Annotated in this window: 16 protein-coding genes and 1 pseudogene; 13 read left to right on the top strand and 4 right to left on the bottom strand. The window is 75.6% G+C overall.

All coding sequences use genetic code 11. The features are described from left to right. The first annotated feature begins 79 nt into the window (after nt 1–79). The 6 genes and pseudogenes from OO47_RS30605 to OO47_RS34280 all read left to right on the top strand — a co-directional run bounded on the left by OO47_RS30605 (nt 80) and on the right by OO47_RS34280 (nt 5,931). Nucleotides 80–1,363: an MFS transporter gene (locus OO47_RS30605; RefSeq protein WP_030219983.1), complete on the top strand. Its 1,284-nt coding sequence runs from the start codon at nt 80–82 to the stop codon at nt 1,361–1,363. A gap of 7 nt (nt 1,364–1,370) precedes the next feature. Continuing rightward, entirely contained in the window at nt 1,371–2,120 is a 750-nt protein-coding gene (locus OO47_RS30610) for a 4'-phosphopantetheinyl transferase family protein (RefSeq protein ID WP_030219981.1), read from the top strand. 607 nt (nt 2,121–2,727) lie between these two features. Further along, nucleotides 2,728–3,153 carry an aspartate 1-decarboxylase gene (panD, locus tag OO47_RS30615; RefSeq protein WP_030219978.1) on the top strand — a complete coding sequence of 142 codons (426 nt, stop codon included), beginning with the start codon at nt 2,728–2,730 and terminating at the stop codon, nt 3,151–3,153. A gap of 180 nt (nt 3,154–3,333) precedes the next feature. Next, nucleotides 3,334–3,465: pseudogene (locus OO47_RS38260) on the top strand (GNAT family N-acetyltransferase); the annotation flags it as partial. Next, the gene (locus tag OO47_RS30620; RefSeq protein WP_234323352.1) at nt 3,459–4,130 is read left to right on the top strand and encodes an aspartate/glutamate racemase family protein; all 672 of its coding nucleotides are present in this window, start codon (nt 3,459–3,461) and stop codon (nt 4,128–4,130) included. The pseudogene OO47_RS38260 and the gene OO47_RS30620, both read left to right, overlap by 7 nt. A 388-nt stretch (nt 4,131–4,518) precedes the next feature. Next, the gene (locus OO47_RS34280) at nt 4,519–5,931 is read left to right on the top strand and encodes a transglycosylase family protein (RefSeq protein WP_030219970.1); all 1,413 of its coding nucleotides are present in this window, start codon (nt 4,519–4,521) and stop codon (nt 5,929–5,931) included. Here OO47_RS34280 and OO47_RS36600 read toward each other — a convergent pair. Then, nucleotides 5,812–6,819 carry a DMT family transporter gene (locus tag OO47_RS36600; protein WP_033210898.1) on the bottom strand — a complete coding sequence of 336 codons (1,008 nt, stop codon included), beginning with the start codon at nt 6,817–6,819 and terminating at the stop codon, nt 5,812–5,814. The two genes, OO47_RS34280 and OO47_RS36600, sit on opposite strands and share 120 nt — an antisense overlap. Nucleotides 6,820–7,051: 232 nt before the next feature. Here OO47_RS36600 and OO47_RS30630 point away from each other — a divergent pair, with 232 nt between their 5' ends. From OO47_RS30630 to OO47_RS37470, 3 genes are all read left to right on the top strand, one after another. Next, nucleotides 7,052–7,765 carry a (2Fe-2S)-binding protein gene (locus OO47_RS30630; RefSeq protein WP_030219961.1) on the top strand — a complete coding sequence of 238 codons (714 nt, stop codon included), beginning with the start codon at nt 7,052–7,054 and terminating at the stop codon, nt 7,763–7,765. Between the two features lie 93 nt (nt 7,766–7,858). Beyond that, complete coding sequence (locus OO47_RS30635; protein ID WP_030219958.1) at nt 7,859–9,334, top strand: SDR family NAD(P)-dependent oxidoreductase; 1,476 nt, start codon at nt 7,859–7,861, stop codon at nt 9,332–9,334. A gap of 283 nt (nt 9,335–9,617) precedes the next feature. Further along, nucleotides 9,618–9,788, top strand: coding sequence for a hypothetical protein (locus OO47_RS37470; RefSeq protein ID WP_163013712.1), 171 nt, complete (start codon nt 9,618–9,620; stop codon nt 9,786–9,788). Nucleotides 9,789–9,863: 75 nt separating this feature from the next. Here OO47_RS37470 and OO47_RS30640 read toward each other — a convergent pair whose 3' ends face one another. Genes OO47_RS30640 through OO47_RS30650 form a run of 3 tightly spaced genes read right to left on the bottom strand, consistent with a single transcriptional unit; the run spans nt 9,864 to nt 12,734 of the window. After that, nucleotides 9,864–11,288 (bottom strand): lipase maturation factor family protein, encoded by a 1,425-nt coding sequence (locus tag OO47_RS30640; RefSeq protein WP_030219955.1) that lies wholly within the window; start codon nt 11,286–11,288, stop codon nt 9,864–9,866. Nucleotides 11,289–11,310: 22 nt separating this feature from the next. Then, entirely contained in the window at nt 11,311–11,862 is a 552-nt protein-coding gene (locus OO47_RS30645; RefSeq protein WP_030219951.1) for a DUF1990 family protein, read from the bottom strand. Next, nucleotides 11,859–12,734 carry a YndJ family protein gene (locus tag OO47_RS30650; RefSeq protein ID WP_030219948.1) on the bottom strand — a complete coding sequence of 292 codons (876 nt, stop codon included), beginning with the start codon at nt 12,732–12,734 and terminating at the stop codon, nt 11,859–11,861. The genes OO47_RS30645 and OO47_RS30650 overlap by 4 nt, the downstream gene beginning before the upstream one ends. A 216-nt stretch (nt 12,735–12,950) precedes the next feature. On the opposite strand from OO47_RS30650, the gene OO47_RS30655 reads away from it, so the two are divergent. From OO47_RS30655 to OO47_RS30670, 4 genes are all read left to right on the top strand, one after another. Next, nucleotides 12,951–14,117, top strand: coding sequence for a DUF6777 domain-containing protein (locus OO47_RS30655; protein ID WP_234323353.1), 1,167 nt, complete (start codon nt 12,951–12,953; stop codon nt 14,115–14,117). 62 nt (nt 14,118–14,179) lie between these two features. Beyond that, on the top strand, nt 14,180–16,309 hold the full coding sequence (locus OO47_RS30660) for a SpoIIE family protein phosphatase (RefSeq protein WP_033210900.1): 2,130 nt from the start codon (nt 14,180–14,182) through the stop codon (nt 16,307–16,309). A 168-nt stretch (nt 16,310–16,477) separates the two neighbouring features. Then, nucleotides 16,478–17,854: a wax ester/triacylglycerol synthase family O-acyltransferase gene (locus OO47_RS30665; RefSeq protein WP_030219943.1), complete on the top strand. Its 1,377-nt coding sequence runs from the start codon at nt 16,478–16,480 to the stop codon at nt 17,852–17,854. Between the two features lie 82 nt (nt 17,855–17,936). Continuing rightward, nucleotides 17,937–18,683, top strand: a complete 747-nt coding sequence (locus tag OO47_RS30670) for a LytR/AlgR family response regulator transcription factor (protein ID WP_030219940.1) — start codon at nt 17,937–17,939, stop codon at nt 18,681–18,683. Nucleotides 18,684–18,812 lie beyond the last annotated feature (129 nt).

Here is an 18,812-nt window from a genome sequence, read left to right on the forward strand (position 1 = left end):
AGATCTCCACGTAAGGAGTCGTCGGCAGCGTCAGATGTGTATAAGAGACAGGACCACCACCGCACAGGAAGCCGACCCCATGGCCGCGCCCACCACTGACCCGACCGCACCCGGCATCGACTGGCGCCGTCTCGGCAGCCTCGTCACCGGCCAAGCCGCCGTCCAGGCCGGCGGTTTCGCCCTCCTCATCGCCATGAGCTGGACCGCCGTGGAGCTCGGCGGCCGTGGCGCCGTCACCGCCGTCACGCTCGCCGCCACCCTGCCGCGCGCCCTCCTGCTCCTCTTCGGCGGCGCCCTCACCGATGTCCTGGGCCCCCGCGCCCTGCTGCTGCGCGCCACCAGCGTCCGGGTCCTCGTCCTCGCGGCCGGCGCGGTCGTCACGGCCACCACCCACACCCTGTGGCCGCTGGTCGTCATCGCCCTCGCCGACGGCATCCTCCTCGGACTCACCGGCCCGGCCGCCGGCGTCCTCCTGCCGTACCTGGCGTCCAAGGAGCACCTCGGCCGCGCCAACTCCCTCTTCTCGATGGTGCTGCGGCTCGCGCCGATCGCCGGCTCGCCGCTCGGCGCCTGGCTGGTGGTGGTCGGCGGCCTGCCGGTCGCCATGGGCGCGGCCGCGGCCGGCTGCGTCCTGTGGCTGGTCTGCGCCGCCCACGTCACCCGGGGCGTGCCCCGGCCGGAGCCGGCCGCCCAGGGACCCTCGCTGCTGCGCCGCTCCGGCGACGGCTTCCGGCTCCTCGCGGCCCACCCGCGCCTGCGGTGGATGTTCGTGGCCTGCTTCGCGATGGACCTGGCGTTCCTGTGGCCGGCCGAGGTGGCCCTGCCGCTGCGCGCCGCGGAGAACGGCTGGGGCGTGGGCGCGGTCGCCGTCGTCCTCGCCGCCTTCAGCACGGGGGCCCTCGCCTCCGCGGCCCTGGGCGCCGCCCTCGCGCACCGCGTTCCGGCGCCCGTGAAGCTCGTGCTGACGGGCGTCGGCCTGGCCGCCGGCACGGGCGCCATGGCGCTCGTCCCCTCGCCGGGCGTCCTCGCCGGGACCGCGGCCGCCGTCGGCCTGCTCTCGGGGCTCAACGGTCCGGCCCTGGTGACGGCCTATCAACAAGCCGTACCAGAAGGGAAGATGGGTGCGGCGATGTCGACCTTCGCGCTCTCCGGGATCGGGGCCGCGCCCCTGTCCCTGGCCCTGTTCACCCCGGTCTCCCTGCACCTCGGGGTGACCGGCACCTGGCTGCTCTGCGCCGGTGTCGCCCTGGTGTCGCCGATCGCCGCCGCCGTCGCGCTGCGCGCCGCGCCCGGGAAGGCCCCGGGCCGGAGCACCCCCGACCGGATCCGTACCGCTCCGGAGTCCACCGTCACGTCCGTGTGAGGCAGACATGATTCCCCTGATCCCCGCACCCCCGCCCGAGCTGTACGAGTCCGGGCCCGTCCTCCTCCGTCCGGCCGCGCTCCCGCCGCTGCCCGCGGCACTGCCCCGGCCGCCGGGGGTCCGCCCTCTGCGGCCCCAGCTCTGGCTGGTCGCCACCGACGCGCACCAGGACACCGCGGCCCGGTACGCCTCCCTCGTGCTCGACGCGGCCGAGCTGGCCCGCGCCGAGGAGTTCCGGCGGCCCGGCGACCGCGCCACCTACCTGTGCGCCCACGTCGGCCTGCGCCGGCTGCTCGGTGCCCACCTCGGGGTCGCGCCCCGCAGCGTGACCATGGAACGGGCGCCGTGCCCCTGCTGCGGCGAGGCGCACGGCCGGCCCGTCCTGCCGGACGGCCGGCTGCACTTCTCGCTCTCGCACTGCGAGGGCCTGAGCCTGATCGCCGTCGCCGCGGGGCCGGTGGGCGTGGACATCGAGCGGGTCCCGCCGCCCCACCTGGTGACCGAGGCCGCCGAGGTGCTGCACCCGGCGGAGGCCGCCGAACTGACCGCACTGGCCGAGGCGCGCGTGCCGGACGCGTTCGCCCGCGTGTGGACGCGGAAGGAGGCGTACCTGAAGGGGCTCGGGGTCGGACTCGGCGCCGACCCCGCGGCGGAGTACGTCGGGGCGGGCCCGGTCCCGGCCGCGCCTCCGGGCTGGTACCTCGCCGACGTGGCCGTCCCGGACGGCCACCACGCGGCGGTCGCCCTGCTCCGCTGACCCTGCCGCCCGCCGACGCCACGCCGACGGACGGACCGGACCGGGCCGGGGGGAGGCGGCCGCCTGGGCCGGGCCGGGTCCGCCGTCGACCTGGACGTCCTGTCGTACCGGCACCTACGTGTCCGTGGGGTGTCCTTAGGTTTCTCCCGGCCCGAGAAGCTCGGTGCCGTCCCCTCCGGGGCGGTGAGCGCACTCGCGCCCGCTCTCCTCGACGGCTGCAGCCGCTGATCGACAGCGGATACGACTTCCGCACCGCCTTCAAGACCGTGCGGAGGCTCGCTTCTCACCAGGCACTCGGGAAGATTGTCCTGGCAGTGCCCTGAGGGGGAAGGACGGGACGTAGCCCCCGCACGCTCGGTCGGGAAGGTCTCCGACCTGGGTGACGGCTCATCAGGTAAGTCGGCATTCGGTCAGCACGCGTCGTCGGGCGTTCCCAGAGGATCGCCTGGACAAGCGTCGATGGCGGCGCGAAAGCCCAGGCGGGAACCCGTATCGCCTTGCTGGAGCGATGTTCCTCACAAACATCGTTCGGTGCATCCCGGTGTAGAGTCGAGACCGCCCTTGACCTGCAGGAAGCAGGCAGGGAGCCGTCTCGGAGGAGTCCCAAGTGCTGCGCACTCTGTTCAAATCCAAGATCCACCGCGCCACCGTCACCCAGGCCGACCTGCACTACGTCGGTTCGGTCACCGTCGACGCGGAGTTGATGGAGGCCGCCGACCTGCTCCCGGGGGAGCTGGTGCACATCGTCGACATCGACAACGGCGCCCGTCTGGAGACGTACGTCATCGAGGGCGAGCGGGGCTCCGGCGTCATCGGGATCAACGGCGCCGCCGCGCACCTCGTGCACCCCGGCGACCTGGTCATCCTCATCAGTTACGCGCAGATGGAGGACGCGGAGGCGCGGGGCTTCGTGCCGCGCGTCGTGCACGTCGACGGGGAGAACCGCATCGTGGAGCTGGGGGCCGACGCGTCCGCGCCCGTCCCCGGCACCGACACGGTGCGCCCCCCGCACGCCGTGCCCGCCCGCGGCTGAGGACGATCCCGGCGGGCCGGAGCCGGCCCGAGGAAGGACGACACGCGCATGGCCGATCCGCTGATCCGTGACGACCGGGCGAACGGACGCCTGGAGGCGTTCGAGGAGGGCGCCCCCGCCACGCCCCCCGTCAACCTTGCGCACACCAGTCCCTCGAACTGTTGAATCGCCAGAGTTTGCGTCCCCGTCGTCCCCCTCTGCTCGTACGCCGCGAAGTGGGCCGAACGCCACCCCGACGAAGCGCCCGTACCGTCCGACGAGGTGGTCCGCGCGGCGAAGGAGCAGCTCAGGTCCACCCCCGATCTGTGGTGAACCCCGCCGGCACCCTGGCCCTGCTGCACACCTCGCCGGTCCACGTCCCCGTCTTCGACGCCCTGCGCGACCGGCACCACCCCGGGCTCGTCCTGCGGCACCTCGTCCACGAGGAGCTGCTCGTACGGGCCCGGGAGGCGGGCCCCGGGGCCGTCGCCGGGCCCGTGGCCGCCGTCCTCGCGGGGGCCGTCGCGGACGGCGTCCACGCCGTGCTCTGCACCTGCTCCACCCTCGGCGGGGCGGCCGAGCGCGCCGCGGCCTCCCTCGGCGTGCCCGTCCTCCGGGTGGACCGGCCGATGGCCGCCGAGGCCGCCCGGTACGACCGCGTCCTCGTCGTCGCCGCCCTGCGTTCCACCCTGGAGCCCACGACCGACCTCCTCGCGGAGGAGGCGAAGGCATCGGGGGCGCACGCCCCCCGCGTGACCACCGTGGTGGTGGAAGGGGCCTGGGAACGGTTCGAGGCGGGGGACCGGGAGGGGTACCTCGACGCCGTCGCGGCGGCCGTGGACCGGGCGCCCGTCACGGAGGGCGGTGCCGTCGTCCTCGCCCAGGCCTCCATGGCCGACGCCGCCGAGCGGACCTCCACCCCCCTGCCCGTCCTGTCCAGTCCCCGTCCCGGACTCGCGGCGGCCGCGGAGGCGGCGGGAGCGGCCGGCCGGGACTGACCCGAAGGGCCGGTCCGACGGGCGCCGGGAGCCCCGCCGCGCCACCCTGGGAAGCGACCGACCCGACGAGCGAGAGGTCCGTGATGACCCACCCCCACCCCGACCCGCTGCCCCCGTCGCCCATCCCGCCCCCCGTACCCGGCCCGAACCCCGTGCCCCCGCCGGATCCCAGCCCGGTCCCGTCCCCTCCGGACCCCGGCCCCGGTCCCGCCCCGCAGCCCGGCGGACCCGTGCCGGAACCCGAGCCCCAGCCCCAGCCGGGACCCGCCGGCGGAGGCCCCGCGCCCGCGTGGAGGTGACGGAAGACGGCCGGGATTCCGTGAACCGCTTGTCACGGAGCGTGCGCCACCCCTAACTTGGCGGCTGTCGCTGTGTTCTAGGGGGGCCCATGGCCGTACGCGGACGTCACCGCCGTCACCAGCCGAGCCGCGTCAACCGCGCCTCGCTCACCATCACGGCGGGAGGCGCCGGAATGGCGCTGCCGCTGATGGGCGCGGGCACGGTGCAGGCCGCCTCGCTGAACGTCTGGGAGAAGGTCGCGGCCTGCGAATCCTCCTCCAACTGGCACATCAACACGGGGAACGGCTACTTCGGCGGCCTCCAGTTCACCCAGTCCACCTGGGAGGAGTACGGCGGCACGCACTACGCGCCGCGCGCCGACCTCGCCTCCAGGGACCAGCAGATCCTGATCGCCGAGCGCGTCCTGAAGGGGCAGGGCCCCGGCGCCTGGCCGTCCTGCGGCCCCCGCGCGGGCCTCGCCCGGGGCGGTGAGGCCCCCGAGGCCTCCACCCGGGCCGCCGAGGCCGAGCCGTCCGGCGGGAACCAGCCGCGCACGGCCTCCCTGCCCGGACAGCGCGCCTTATCGGAACGCCCGGCCCGGAGCGCGAGCCCGACCACCGTGCCCACCGTGCGCGAGATGTACACCGTGACCCCCGGCGACTCCCTGTCGAAGATCGCCCGCGAGGAGAACGTACGGGGCGGCTGGCAGCGGCTGTACGAGGCGAACCGGCCCGTCGTCGGCGACGACCCCGACCTCATCCTCCCCGGCCAGCGCCTCACCCTGCGCATCGCCGCCCCCAAGAAGCCCGCCCAGCCGAGCGGGACCGGGCAGGGACAGAAGGCCGGACAGCCGGACAAGGCCGGGCAGGCCGGGAAGACGGGGGCGGTCGGGAAGGCCCCCGCTCCCGCCAGGACCGCCCCGCCGTCGACGCCCCCCAAGGCCGCCGCCCCCCGGCCCGCCGCCAGGCCGACGACCGCACCGGCCGCGAAACCCGCCACCAGACCCGCGGCCAAGACCGCCGCCGGGCCGGCCGCGAAACCGGCCCCCAAGCCCGCCGTCGCCAAGCCCGCGACCAAGCCCGCCGCCAAGCCGCGCCCGGCCGCCGCCGCGCCGCAGGTCAGCTACTCCGCTCCCGTCTCCGCCGGCATCGGCACCCGTTACGGCAAGCCCGGCTCCTCCTGGTCCAGCGGCTACCACACCGGCGTCGACTTCCCCGTCCCCACCGGCACCTCCGTCAAGGCCGTGGCCGGCGGCCGGATCGTCTCGGCCGGCTGGGCGGGCGCGTACGGCTACCAGATCGTGCTCCGCCACGACGACGGCCGCTACAGCCAGTACGCGCACCTCTCCGCCCTCACCGTCCGCGAGGGCCAGCGGGTGACGGCCGGGCAGCGCATCGCCCGCTCAGGATCGACCGGCAACAGCTCGGGACCGCACCTCCACTTCGAGGTCCGCACGGGCCCCGGATACGGCTCCGACATCGACCCCCTGGCCTATCTCAGGGCCCGCGGCGTCTCCGTCTGACCCCCTCGGCCCCTTCCCCCTCCCGCGAGCCGGCTTGGCGGGAGGGGCCGGGGACTCCGGCGCGGGCGTCATCCGGTCGAGCGTGAGCTCCACCAGACCGCCCGCGGCGACCGCCCCGCACAGCAGCGCGGCCACGGCGCCCGCCGCGCCGTAGCGGAAGCCCTCGCCGAACAGCGTCACGCCCACCGCCGCGGCGACCACCGGATTGACCACCGTGAGGGTGGCGAGCGGGGCGGCGAGCCCCGCGCCCCGGTACGAGGCCTGGGAGAGCAGCAGCCCGCCCACGGCGAACGCCGACAGGACCAGGAGCGCCGTCCACTCGGCCAGCGGCGCCCGCGCCGTCCACTCCCCGGCCACCGCCTTGGTGAACACCGACGCGGCGCCGAAGGAGACGCCCGCCGCCGTCGCCAGGAGGACGCTGCGCAGCGCCGGCCGGCCCACCAGGTGCGCGCCCGCGAAGAGCAGCCCCACCGCGCCGAAGGCGGTGCCCGTGAGCAGCCACCGGTCCCCGTCGCCCAGGGCCCGCGCGTCGGTGCCGGTCGTCAGGCTCAGCAGGCCCGCCAGGCCCGCCGTGGCCATGAGGGCGCCGTGCCGGGCCCGCCGCCCGGCCCCGCGGCCGACGAAGAGCGCCGCCATGGGCAGGGCGAACACGATCGTGAGCGCGCCCAGCGGCTGGACCAGGCTGAGCGGTCCGTACGCGAGGGCGGCGACGTGCAGGGCCGCCCCGACGCCGTTGAGCACCACCGCCCCCCACCAGGCCGGACGGCGCAGCGGTGCGTAGCGCGGGCCGGCCGCGGAGGCCGCGACCCGCTCCTGGACGATCGCCGCGGCCGCGTAGGCCACCGCGGAGACCAAGGCCAGGACGACGGACAGCGCGAGTGGACTCATGCCTTCCACGATCCTCCTCTCCGGCGGTTCGCGTCGTCGTACCGGAGGACCCCTTCGCGCGTACCCCTTCCGCAGTACGGGCCTTCCGCGTACGTCCACAGGTGTACGGGCCGCAGGCCGGAACCGGTGCGAACCGGTCCTCCGGCCTCCGGCGGGGGCGCTACCGTGGGCGCCGGCCCGGGATTCGGGAACCGGGAACGGACGACGGTGCGGGACAGGAGCGTGGGGCCGGATGGACCTCGTCGAGAGCGGATCGGTGGGCGGGTTCTTCGCCCTGCGGACCGCCCCGCCGGAGACCGGCGGTGCCCACCTGCCGCTCGCCCGGATCTACGCGGGGGAGGACGGCCCCCTCACCGCGCGCGTGGACCGGGTCGCCGCCCGGCTCGGGGCCCCCGAGCGGCGGGTCGGCGCCTCCGTCGCCCACCTGGGGCTCGCGGCCCGCCTCTGGTCCACCGCCCTCGGCCCCGCCGCCCTCTACGGCCGCTTCCCCGGCCTCGACCCCGCCGAACTGTCCTGGGACGGGGCCCTGACCTCGCCCGATGACCTGTGGTGGGCCGGCTCGGCGACCCGCCCCGCCACCGCGGCCGACCTCCGCGCGGCCGTCCAGGAGGCCCACCTCGTCCCGCTCCACGCGGCCCTGCGCCGCGACGGCCGGATATCGCCCCGGCTGCTCTGGGGCAACGCCGGCTCCGCCCTCGCCGGCGCCCTGCGCGAACTGACCCGCTGGGCCCGCGCCCACGGCAGGCCCGACGCGGCCGACCGGGCCGCCGCCCTGGTCGCCGAGCTCCTCGACCACCCCGACCTCGCCGGCACGGTCCGCGGCCCCCGGCTGCGCCGCGCCAGCTGCTGCCTCCACTACCGCTGTCCCGGCGGCGGACTGTGCGGCGACTGTGTCTTCGACCACGCCCCCCGAACGGGTTTGGAGGCGCGGCCCCCCGCTCCGTAAACTCCCCCTTTCGAAAGCCCGCGCAGGCGAGAGCCCGGGGGCGGCGAAACTCCGAGAGCGGCGACGCACGAGCGAACGAGGAACCCGAAGGCCATGACGGTGACCCAAGAAAACCAGGACTACGGGCCGGGCATCGACCCCGAGCGCCTGGCCGTCTGCCTCGCCGTCCTCGACGAGCTCGACGAACTGGAGATAGACCACCCGGACGCGATCCGCGTCCGCCGGGCCACCGCCGGGATCTACCGGACCGTGAAGCAGCGCCGCCGCCAGGAGCGCCGGGCCGCCAAGACCGCCAACGACAAGGCGGTCACCGAGGCCACGGCCACCGGCTCCGCGCAGCGCATCGACGACGAGACCGAGGGCATCCTGCCCACCTCCGTCACCGAGGAGGGCCGGATCGCGGGCATCCTCCAGCGCCCCCGCTCCTGCTACGTCTGCAAGACGCGGTTCGTGGAGGTCGACTACTTCTACCACCAGCTCTGCCAGCCGTGCGCCGCCGAGAACCGCGCCAAGCGGGAGGCCCGCGCCGACCTCACCGGCAAGCGCGCGCTGCTCACCGGCGGCCGCGCCAAGATCGGCATGTACATCGCGCTGCGGCTGCTGCGCGACGGCGCCCACACCACGATCACCACCCGCTTCCCCAAGGACGCCATCCGCCGCTTCAAGGCGATGGAGGACTCCGCGGACTGGCTGCACCGCCTGGAGGTCGTCGGCATCGACCTGCGCGACCCGGCCCAGGCCGTGGCCCTCGCGGACCGGATGACCGAGGCCGGTCCGCTGGACGTCCTCATCAACAACGCGACCCAGACCGTGCGCCGGCTGCCCTCCGCGTACGCCGCCCTGGTCGAGGGCGAGAGCGCCCCGCTGCCCGCCGGCGAGCTGCCCGCCCACGACGTCATCGGCGCCTTCAACTCGGGCGCGGTGGACGGCATCGCCGCGCTGCCGCTCGGCACGAGCGGCCTGGAGGCCCAGAAGGTCGCGGACCTCGCCCTGGTCGCGGGCAACGCCAGCATCGCCCGGCACCTCGACGGCACCGCCATCGACGCGGGAGGCCTGCTGCCGGACGTGGTCGAGACCAACACCTGGGTGCAGAGCATCGACCAGATCTCCCCGGTGGAGCTCCTGGAGACGCAGCTGTGCAACTACACGGCGCCGTTCATCCTGATCAGCAAGTTGCGGCCGGTGATGGCCGAGGCCGCGCGCAAGGCGGCCAGCGGGCGCTCCTACGTCGTGAACGTCTCCGCGATGGAGGGCGTCTTCGGCCGCGGCTACAAGGGCGCGGGGCACCCGAACACCAACGCGGCGAAGGCCGCGATGAACATGGTGACGCGGACCAGCGCCCAGGAGATGTTCCAGACCGACGGCATCCTGATGACCTCCGTCGACACCGGCTGGATCACCGACGAGCGTCCGCACTTCGACAAGCTGCGCCTCGCGGAGGAGGGGTTCCACGCCCCGCTCGACCTGGTCGACGGCGCGGCCCGGGTCTACGACCCGGTCGTCCGCGGCGAGGCGGGCGAGGACCTGTACGGCGTGTTCCTCAAGGACTACGCCCCCGGCAACTGGTAGCCGGGAGGTCGCCACCCCTTTTCGGCAAGAGCGCCCCATCGGCCAGGTGGGGCGCTCTTTCGGCTTGTTTCACCCGAACGCGTCACACTTCCGAGCCCGGTAGAGCGCGGGCGCGCTCATTTGGTTACTCTGATGTCCACGGTCGGCCACCGAGGAGACACACCTTCCTCACGGCCGGCCAGGGACTGGCCCGCCACCAAGGCCGCGATCCCGCCCGACGAACGGCGCCACCGCGACCGCACGGCACTTGTCCTACAGGTAGCGCGACACTAAGGAGTGCGCGGTGACACCCGAACTGACCAAGCAGGAACCGCGACCGACCGAATCCACCGAGCGGCCGCGCCGGAAGGGCGAGCTGGGAAGCCTGGAAGTCTGGGCCCGCTCGGCCCCGATCCGGCTCGCGGGCTACGAGGAGGACCTCGCCGAGCCCCACATCCTGCCGGGCATCGACTGAGCCGACGCCCCGGAGTGATGCCCCCCGGTGCCCCGGCCGAACCCCCGGCCGGGGCACCGGCACGTCTGGACCCCCTCAGGGCTCGCCGACGGGCTTCCGCAGCCGGGTCGGCGGCAGGTACTCGCGCAGCAGGGTCCGGTGCCACCACGCCCCGGTCGCGCGCAGCTCGCGCCAGGTCGTGTAGCGGTACCGGTACAGCCGGGCGCGGACGTGAACCGGCGGCGCGTCCGGGAACGGGTTGTGGGCGAGCAGCCGCAGGGTGTCCCGGTCGCCGTCGAGCAGCCGTTCCACGAAGGGCCCGAACCACGCGCGCGCGTACCCGGGGGAGAGCGCCGCGAACCACATCAGCCAGTCGAGCCGCAGGTGGTACGGGGCGAACTGGCGCGGCAGCCGGCGCGGGTCGCCCGGCTTGCCCCTGAAGCCGTACTCGCGCCAGACGGTGCCCTCGTGCGGCGCCGGGTCGTCGGTGCCCTCGACCACGATCTCGTCCCGGACCCGGCCGACCGTGCCGAACGCGCCGTAGCTGTTGACCAGGTGGAACGGGTCGTACGAGCGGTTCATGGCCTGGTGCCGGGAGAGCAGGTTGCGCACCGGGCGGTGGCTGCGGACCAGGACGAGGGCGGTCACCGCGACGACCAGGACGACGTACCAGAGCGGCGGGTCCGGCAGCGGGCGGTCGCCGGTGAGAGGGGAGGCGTCCACGGCGGAGAGGGCGAGCACGATGGTGATCCAGTTCAGCCAGGCGAAGTTGCCCGAGAGCACCAGCCACAGCTGGGTGACCACCATCAGGCCGGCCGCCACCGTGGCCACCGGCTGCGGGGCGAAGAGGAAGAACGGCACGACGAGCTGGACGACGTGGTTGGCCGCCGCCTCCACCTTGTGCAGCGGACGGGGGAGGTGGTGGAAGAACCAGCTCAGCGGTCCGGGCATCGGCTGGGTCTCGTGGTGGTGGCAGAGACAGGTCAGGTCCCGCCAGCAGCGGTCGCCGCGGATCTTGATGAGCCCGGCCCCGAACTCCACCCGGAAGAGCAGCCAGCGCAGCAGCAGGAGCACCAGGAGGGGCGGGGCCGTGTCGTCGTTGCCGAGGAGGACCGCCAGGAACCCGGCCTCCAGGAGCAGCGACTCCCAGCCGAAGGCGTACCAGGTCTGGCCCACGTTCACGATCGACAGGTAGAGCGCCCAGAGCACCAGCCACAGGAGCATCGACACCGGCAGCGGCACGGCGTCCCCGGCGCCCGCCACCAGGGCGAGCGCCAGGGCGGCGCCGGTCCAGGAGACCGCGGCGAACAGGCGGTCGGAGTAGCGCCAGTGGAAGAGCGAGGGCGTGTGGCGCGGCCGGGTCCGGCGCACGTACTCCGGCACCGGGAGCATCCCGTGCTCCCCGATCAGCGCCCGGAACTGGAGGGCGGCCGACAGGAACGCCACGAAGTAGAGCCCGGCCAGGCCGCGCTGGAAGACGATCCGGCTCAGCCAGAGGTCGGGTGCCGTGAACCACTCCATCGCCTCCAGTATCGGGCCGGGGTCACGTCCTGACGAGGCGCCGCAGGGTCCGGGCGAGTCGGCGGGCGTACGCGCGCTGGAGGAGCGGGACCAGGGGCCCCGCGAGCCGGGTGTACCAGACGGCGGGACGACTGAAGGCGGTGACCGCGAACCGGACGGCGCCGTCCGGTTCGAGCGTCACGAGGAAGGACTCCTCGCCGCATTCGGGATGGCCGGCGAGGGTGCCGTACGCGAAGCCGGTGCGGTCCTTCTCGTACGCCGTCCAGATCACCGCGCAGGGGACGGCGATCCGGAGCCGTCCGACGCCCGCCGACACCTCCACGCGGACGCCGGGGCCCGCGCGGTCGGCGTCGGCCAGGAGGCCCGCGCCGGAGCGGCGGTGCATCCGCCAGGTGGTGACGGCGGTGCCGGCCGTCGTGAAGGCGGCCCGGCCGTGGCCGACGACCGTGCCGTACCGCAGATGGTGGTAGCCCTCGGGGAGCGCGTCGGGGGTGCGGGTGGCGCCGACCTCGCGGTAGGTCGGGCCGGGGCGGTGGCGGTCGGGCCGGGCGAGGTCCTTCAGGAGGCGGGTCATGCCGGGGTCTCCGTTCGCGGGCGGGCGGGTGTGGTCGGGCCGGGGGCGCCGTCGGCGTGCAGGCGGCGGCGGGCGAGGAGGGCGCAGACGGCGAAGCCGAGGGCGTTGCCCAGGCCGTGGGTCGCGGCCATCCAGGTCAGGTCGGGGTGCGGGAGGCCGGTGGCCTCGCCGAGTGCCCAGTCCAGGGCGAGCAGCATGGTGGCGGCGAGGACCAGGGCCGAGACGGCGAGCAGGGTGCGGGCGGGGCGGTCGGCCGCGAGCTCGCGGCGCTCGCGCAGGGTCAGGACGGCGACCGCCGCCATGCCGGCGGTGAGGACGACGGCGCCGGCCAGCTCGGCCCAGTCGTCGACGAAGTAGCCGATCAGGACGAGCAGGGTGCCGGCGGGGACGCTGAGCGCGGCGAAGCGGGCGGTGGGGCCGTCCTCGGAGGCGCGGCAGACGAGACCGGCGACCAGGGCGGCGGCGAAGCCCGCGAAGTGGAAGTGCGGGACGGTGAGCGCGAGGACGTCCAGGTCGAAGCCGAAGAGCGGGTACGAGGCCCGCTCCGCGACGAGCGCGAGGCCCGCGACCGAGGGCGAGGCCAGGGCGGTCAGGACGGCGACCTCCCGGGGCCGGAGCGAGCGGGTCAGCATCAGCCGGGCCGGCGCCTGGCACGCGAGCGCCAGGGCGGCGAGGGCGTAGACGGCGGCGAGGCCGGCCGAGAGGCCGGAGCGGGGCAGCCAGAGGGAGAGCGCCCCGGGGACGGCGAGCAGCGGCCAGAGGCGCCGGAGCCGGTCCAGGCCGGGGGGCCTGGGGCCGTCGAGGAGCGAGAGCCCCGTAGGGACCACCCAGAACATCCCGATCGTCACGACCGATGCCACCAGGATCGACAGCGCGGTCATGCCACCACCCCCGTTTGAACGCGTTCAAGTGATGGTTCGAGCGTACGGCTTCTGTTGAACGTGTTCAAGTGGCGTGCTCCGGCGGGCGACCCGGTCGGCCCCCCTCCGCTTGCGCGTGCCCCCGCGCTGCGACAGACATGAGGAGACAAGAGGGACTTGGCCGGAACCGGGCCCCGGGCCCGGGGGAGAGAAAGTCGGGAGTACCAGGTGCGCTCACCCCTTCGCCGGACGCGGCGAAACCCCACCCCCACCCCCGTCCCTCCCCCCGGCGGCGCGATCGCTCCTCGCGACGGCGTCCGCCTCGCCGGGGCCGCGTTCGCCTCCGTCCTGCTGCTCGCCGGCTGCTCCTCCGGCGGCACCGGTGCCGGGAGCGCGGGGCGGCCCGTCGCGGCACCCGCCCAGGACGTCCTCCTCCAGGCGGCCGCAGCCCCGGGGCCCGACCCCTTCACCGCCTCCACCGTCCGCAACACCGCCCGCCCCTCCGACCCGCCCCGGCCCCCCGAGGGGCAGCGGGCCCGCGAGGTCACCGGCTCCACCCCGGGCCTCTACGGCGGCACCCGCGCCGTCGGCAGCTGCGACGTCGAACGGCAGGCCTCCCTCCTCACCGGGGACCCGAAGAAGGCGCGCGCCTTCGCCGAGGCCGCCGGCATCCCCGAGGCCGGCGTCGCCGACTGGCTGCGCGGCCTCACCCCGGTCGCCCTGCGCGTGGACACCCGCGTCACCGGCCACGGCTACCGCGGTGGCCGGGCCGCCGCCCACCAGGCCGTCCTGCAGACCGGTACGGCCGTCCTCGTCGACCAGTACGGCTCCCCGCGCGTCCGCTGCGCCGGCGGCAACCCGCTCCGCGCCCCCGCCGCGGACCGGGGCGGCGTCTACGTGGGCGTCCCCTGGGACGCCTTCGACCCCGACCACGTGGTCGTCGTCCGCCCGACCGGCACCGTCGTCACCAGCCTGGTCATCGTGAACGCCACCGACCGCAGCTGGATCGAGCGCCGGACCGGCAGCGACGGCGAGGAGGACCGCAAGCCCGCCGTGGAGCCGTCCTGCGACCCGGACGCGTGCACCCTGGACGGCTCCGGCACGCCCGACCCGGACGCCTCCGGCCCGGCCGTGCCCGCCCCCAGCACCCCCGACCGCTCCGCCCCGCCGGAGCCCGTGCCGCCGCAGGACCCGCCGGCCCCCGACGCCCCGACGGACCCCGACCCGTACACGGAACCGGCCCCCGACCCGTACACCGACCCCGACACCGAACCCCTCCCCGACCCCTCCGCCGAGCCGCCCGTCCCACCGGACGGGGAGCTGCCGCCCGAGGAGCTCTTCCCGCCCGAGCCGGTGCCGGACCAGCCCGACACCTTCGAGGCCTTCGAGGGGTGAGCCTGACAAGTGGAGCGGATCTTCGTGGTGCGTACGGGCGGGGCTGCGCCTAGCGTGGCCCCATGAGCACGGGCAACGGGAGCGGGCAGACGAGCGGCCCGGCCCGCCGTGCGCAGGACGGACCCCCCGGCGGGCCGCCGCCCGGGGCGCCGATCCTGTCCGAGTACGGCTCGGCCTTCCGCATGGGCGGCTTCGACTGGGACCTGCCCGCCGGGACGATGGAGATGGACGACGCCGCCCTCGCCGTCTTCGACCTGGACCGCGAGGAGTACGACGGACGCCCGGAGTCCCTGGGCTCACGGGTGCTCCCGGACGAGGGCAGCCGCCTCGACGCCCTGGTGGCGCAGGCGCTCAAGGACGGCAGCGACCAGTACGGCGCGTACTTCCGCATCCGCCGCCGCGACGGCGCCCACCAGTGGACCCACACCCAGGGCATCGTCCACCGCGACCCCACCGGCCGCCCCGTGCGGATCGTCGGCGTCCTGCGCGACGCCACCCACGAACTCACCGAGTCCGCCGCCCGGCTCGGCCTCGACGAGGGGCGCCGCAAGCGCGCCGGCGTCGTCGAGGGCACCACGGCCGCCCTCGCCCACGCCCGGACCGTCAAGGACGTCATCGACCTCCTCGACGACTCCCAGGCCCTCGAACACTTCGGCGCCGCCAGCCTCGTCATGGGCCTCCTGGAGGCGGGCCGCATCCACCTGGTGGCCGAGGGCCCCGAGGGCGCCTTCGTGCCCGGCACCCGCTTCACCCGGGTGGACGAGCCGTACCCGATGAGCGAGGTGATCCGCACCCTGCGCCCCCGGTTCATCGACTCGCCGCGGGACTTCTCCGACTCCTACCCGGTCCTCTGGCCGCACATCAGCGGACTCGGCGTCACCGCCGCCGCCTACCTCCCGCTCATCGCCCAGGCCCGCCCGATCGGCGCGCTCGGACTGCTCTACAGCGACCGGACCGGCTTCAGCGAGGACGAGCGGACCCTGCTCGTGGCCCTCAGCAGCAGCATCGCCCAGAGCCTCCAGCGGGCCATGCTGTACGAGCAGGAGCACGACCTCGCCGAAGGGCTCCAGCAGGCCATGCTGCCGCGCCGGATCCCGGAGGTGCCCGGCGCCCAGACGGCCGTCCGCTACCGCTCCGCCCGGCTCGGCCGGGACATCGGCGGCGACTGGTACGACGTCATCGCGCTGCCCGGCGGCCGGGTCGGCGCCGTCATCGGCGACGTGCAGGGCCACGACACCCACGCCGCGGCCGTCATGGGCCAGCTCCGGATCGTGCTGCGCGCCTACGCCGCCGAGGGCCACACCCCGGCCACGGTGATGGCGCGGGCCTCCGTCTTCCTCCACGAACTCGACACCGAGCGCTTCGCCACCTGCACGTACGCCGAGGTCGACCTCCGCACCGGGGTCGTCCAGCTGGTCCGGGCCGGCCACGTCGACCCGCTGATCCGGGAGTCCGACGGCCGCTGCCGCAGACTGCCGGTCGAGGGCGGCCTGCCGCTGGGGCTCTCCGCGGAGTTCGGACGCCTCGACTACCCGGTCACCACCCTCGAACTGGACCCCGGACAGACCCTGCTGCTCTACACCGACGGCCTCGTGGAGAAGCCGGGCGCCGACCTCGACGAGGGCCTCCAGTGGCTCTCCTCCCTCGTCCGGCGCGGTCCCGCCGACCTCCAGGAGCTCGCCGACCACCTGTGCGACGTGGTCGCCGAGCGGGGCGGCGAGGACGACGTCGCGATCCTGCTGCTGCGCCGCCACGGCACCTACGCCGCCCCCGGCGCCGGCCGGTTCCAGCAGCACGTGGCCCAGAGCGACCCGGAGGCGCTCAGCTCCGCCCGCCACATGATCAGGGCGGCGGTCCGGGCCTGGGGCGCGGGGGAGCGGGCGGACGAGATCGAGCTGGTCGCCGACGAGCTGATGACCAACGCCCTGATGCACACCGACGGCGGGGCGATCGTGACCCTACGGGTCCTCCCCGGGCCCACGCGGCGGCTGCGGGTGGAGGTCGAGGACCGCTCCAGCGCCCTGCCCCGGCGCCGCGAGGCCGGCGAGGCGGGCGTGTCCGGCCGGGGACTGCTCCTGGTCGACCAGCTCTCCGACGCGTGGGGGGTGGAGTCGCGGGGCGGCGGCAAGTGCGTGTGGTGCGAGTTCGTCGTGGAGAGCGTCCCCGCGGAGAGCCCGCCGACGGAGACCTGAGGGCGGCCCGGGGAGGGGGAGGGAGCGGCGCCCCGGGAGCCCGCGAGGGGCCCCGACGCACGCGACCGAGGGTATTTACGGAGCGTTAACTGACCGTACTTGACCGTAACTGTCGGTGCGCGATTGACTGCGGTCTTCCACCCCTCCGCGCAGGACGTGAGGACACCCGTGACCACCGAGCTCCTGGCCCCGCTGGACCTGGCCTTCTGGCACCTGGAATCCACCGCCCACCCCCTGCACCTCGGTGCCCTCGCCCACTTCGGCCCGCTGCCCGCCGCGCCCGGCGAGGAGCCGGCCGACGTCCTGGACCTCCTCGCCCGCCGCGCCGCCGCCGTCCCCCGGCTCCGGATGCGCGTCCGCGACGTCCTCATCCCCGTCGGCGGCGCCGCCTGGAGCGCCGACCCCGACTTCGACGTGCGCCGCCACGTCCGCGAGATCACCCTCCCCGGCGCCGACTTCCCCGCCGAGACCGCCCGGCTCGCCGCCGAACTCATGGAGCGACCCGTCGAGCGGGGCCTGCCGCCCTGGGAGATGTACCTGCTCAGCGGCGCCCCCGACGGCTCCTTCGCCGTCCTCGTCAAACTCCACCACGCCCTCGCCGACGGCATGCGGGCCGTCGCCATCGGCGCCGGGATCTTCGACGAGATCGCCGCCGGCCACCGCCCCGCGCGCCGCTCCCGCCCCGTGCCCCCGCGTCCCCCGCTCTCCGGGTTTCCCGGGCTCCCCGGTCCCGGACGCCTCCTCGACCTCGCCCGGGACCGCCTCGGCGACCTCGGCCGGGCCGTCGAGGTCGGCGCCTCCGTCGTCCGCGCCAGCCGCCTCGACGGACGCCCCACCGCCGCCCTGGCCGCCCACTCCAGCGGCACCCGCCGGATCGCCACCGCGACCCTCTCCCTGGAGCGGGTCCACCGCGTCCGCCGCACCACCGGCGGCACCGCCAACGACGTCCTCCTGGCCGTCGTCGCCGGAGCCCTCCGACGCTGGTTCGACGAGCGCGGACTGCCGCTGCCCGACGCCGACCCCCGGGCCCTCGTCCCCGTCTCGCGCCGCCGCCCCGGCGCCCCGCCCGGCCCCGGCAACAGCCTCTCCGGCTACCTCCTCGACCTGCCCGTCACCGAACCCGACCCGGCCGCCCGGCTCACCGCCGTCCGGCGCGCCATGGACCGCAACAAGGCGGCGGGCCCCTTCCGGGGCGCCGGGGCCGTCGCCCTCCTCGCCGACCAGCTCCCGCCGCTCGCCCACCGCTTCGGCGCCCCCTTCGCCTCCGGCGCCGCCCGCCTCCTCTTCGACCTCCTGGTCACCCAGGTCCCGCTGCCCCGCTCCGCGCTCTCCCTCGGCGGCGCCCCGCTGCGCGCCCTCTTCCCCATGGCGCCGCTCGCCCGGGGCCAGTCCCTCGCCGTCGCCATGTCCCCGTACGGCGGCCGGGTCCACATCGGCCTCGTGGCCGACGGCGCGGCCGTCCCCGACCTCGACGCCCTCGCCGCCGCCCTCACCGCCGAACTCGACCTCCTCGACCCGCCGGGGGACGACGACGCGGGGGCGTGACGCCCCCGGGGCGCCCCCCCGCCGGAGACCGGCGCCCCCGGGCCACGACACCCCCCGCCGGACAGGCCCTAGACTCCGCCGCATGCTGCGCGCACTGGCCGTCGACGACGAGGAGCCCGCCCTCGGGGAACTGCTCTACCTGCTGCGCGCCGACCCGCGCGTCCGCACCGCCGAGGGCGCGGGCGACGCGACGGCGGCGCTGCGCAGGATCGGCCGCGCCCTGGAGTCGGGGCCCGACGGCGAGGACGCCGTCGACGTCGTCTTCCTCGACATCCACATGCCCGGCCTCACCGGCCTCGACGTCGCCCGGCTGCTCGCCGGCTTCGCCCGCCCCCCGCTCGTCGTCTTCGTCACCGCGCACGAGGGCTTCGCCCTCCAGGCCTTCGACCTGAAGGCCGTCGACTACGTCCTCAAGCCGGTGCGCCGCGAACGGCTCGCGGAGGCCGTCCGCCGCGTCCACGAGCTGGTCCACGCCACGGCCGCCCCCGCCGCCGCGCCCGAGCAGATCCCCGTCGAACTCGGCGGCGTCACCCGCTTCGTCCCCGTCGACGACATCGCCTACGTCGAGGCCCACGGCGACTACGCCCGCCTCCACACCGACCGGGGCAGCCACCTCGTCCGCATCCCGCTCTCCGCCCTGGAGGAGCGCTGGGCGGACCGGGGCTTCGTCCGCATCCACCGCAGCCACCTCGTGGCCCTCGCCCGGATCGACGAACTGCGGCTCGACGGCGGCGCCACCTCCGTACGGATCGGCGACACCGACCTCGCCGTCAGCCGCCGCCACGCCCGCCAGCTCCGGGACCTCCTGATGCGCCGGGCCGGCGGCTGACCCGCGTACGCACGCGCCCGCCCGCACCTCCGCCGCCGCAGGCCTACCGCCGTACGACCCCGCTGCGTAGACTCCACGCGTCCCGGGCCGCGCCGCCCGCGCACCACCGCGGAAGAGCCCGCGAGAACC

The organism is Streptomyces bikiniensis (assembly GCF_000716625.1).
Taxonomy (GTDB): Bacteria; Actinomycetota; Actinomycetes; order Streptomycetales; family Streptomycetaceae; genus Streptomyces; species Streptomyces bikiniensis.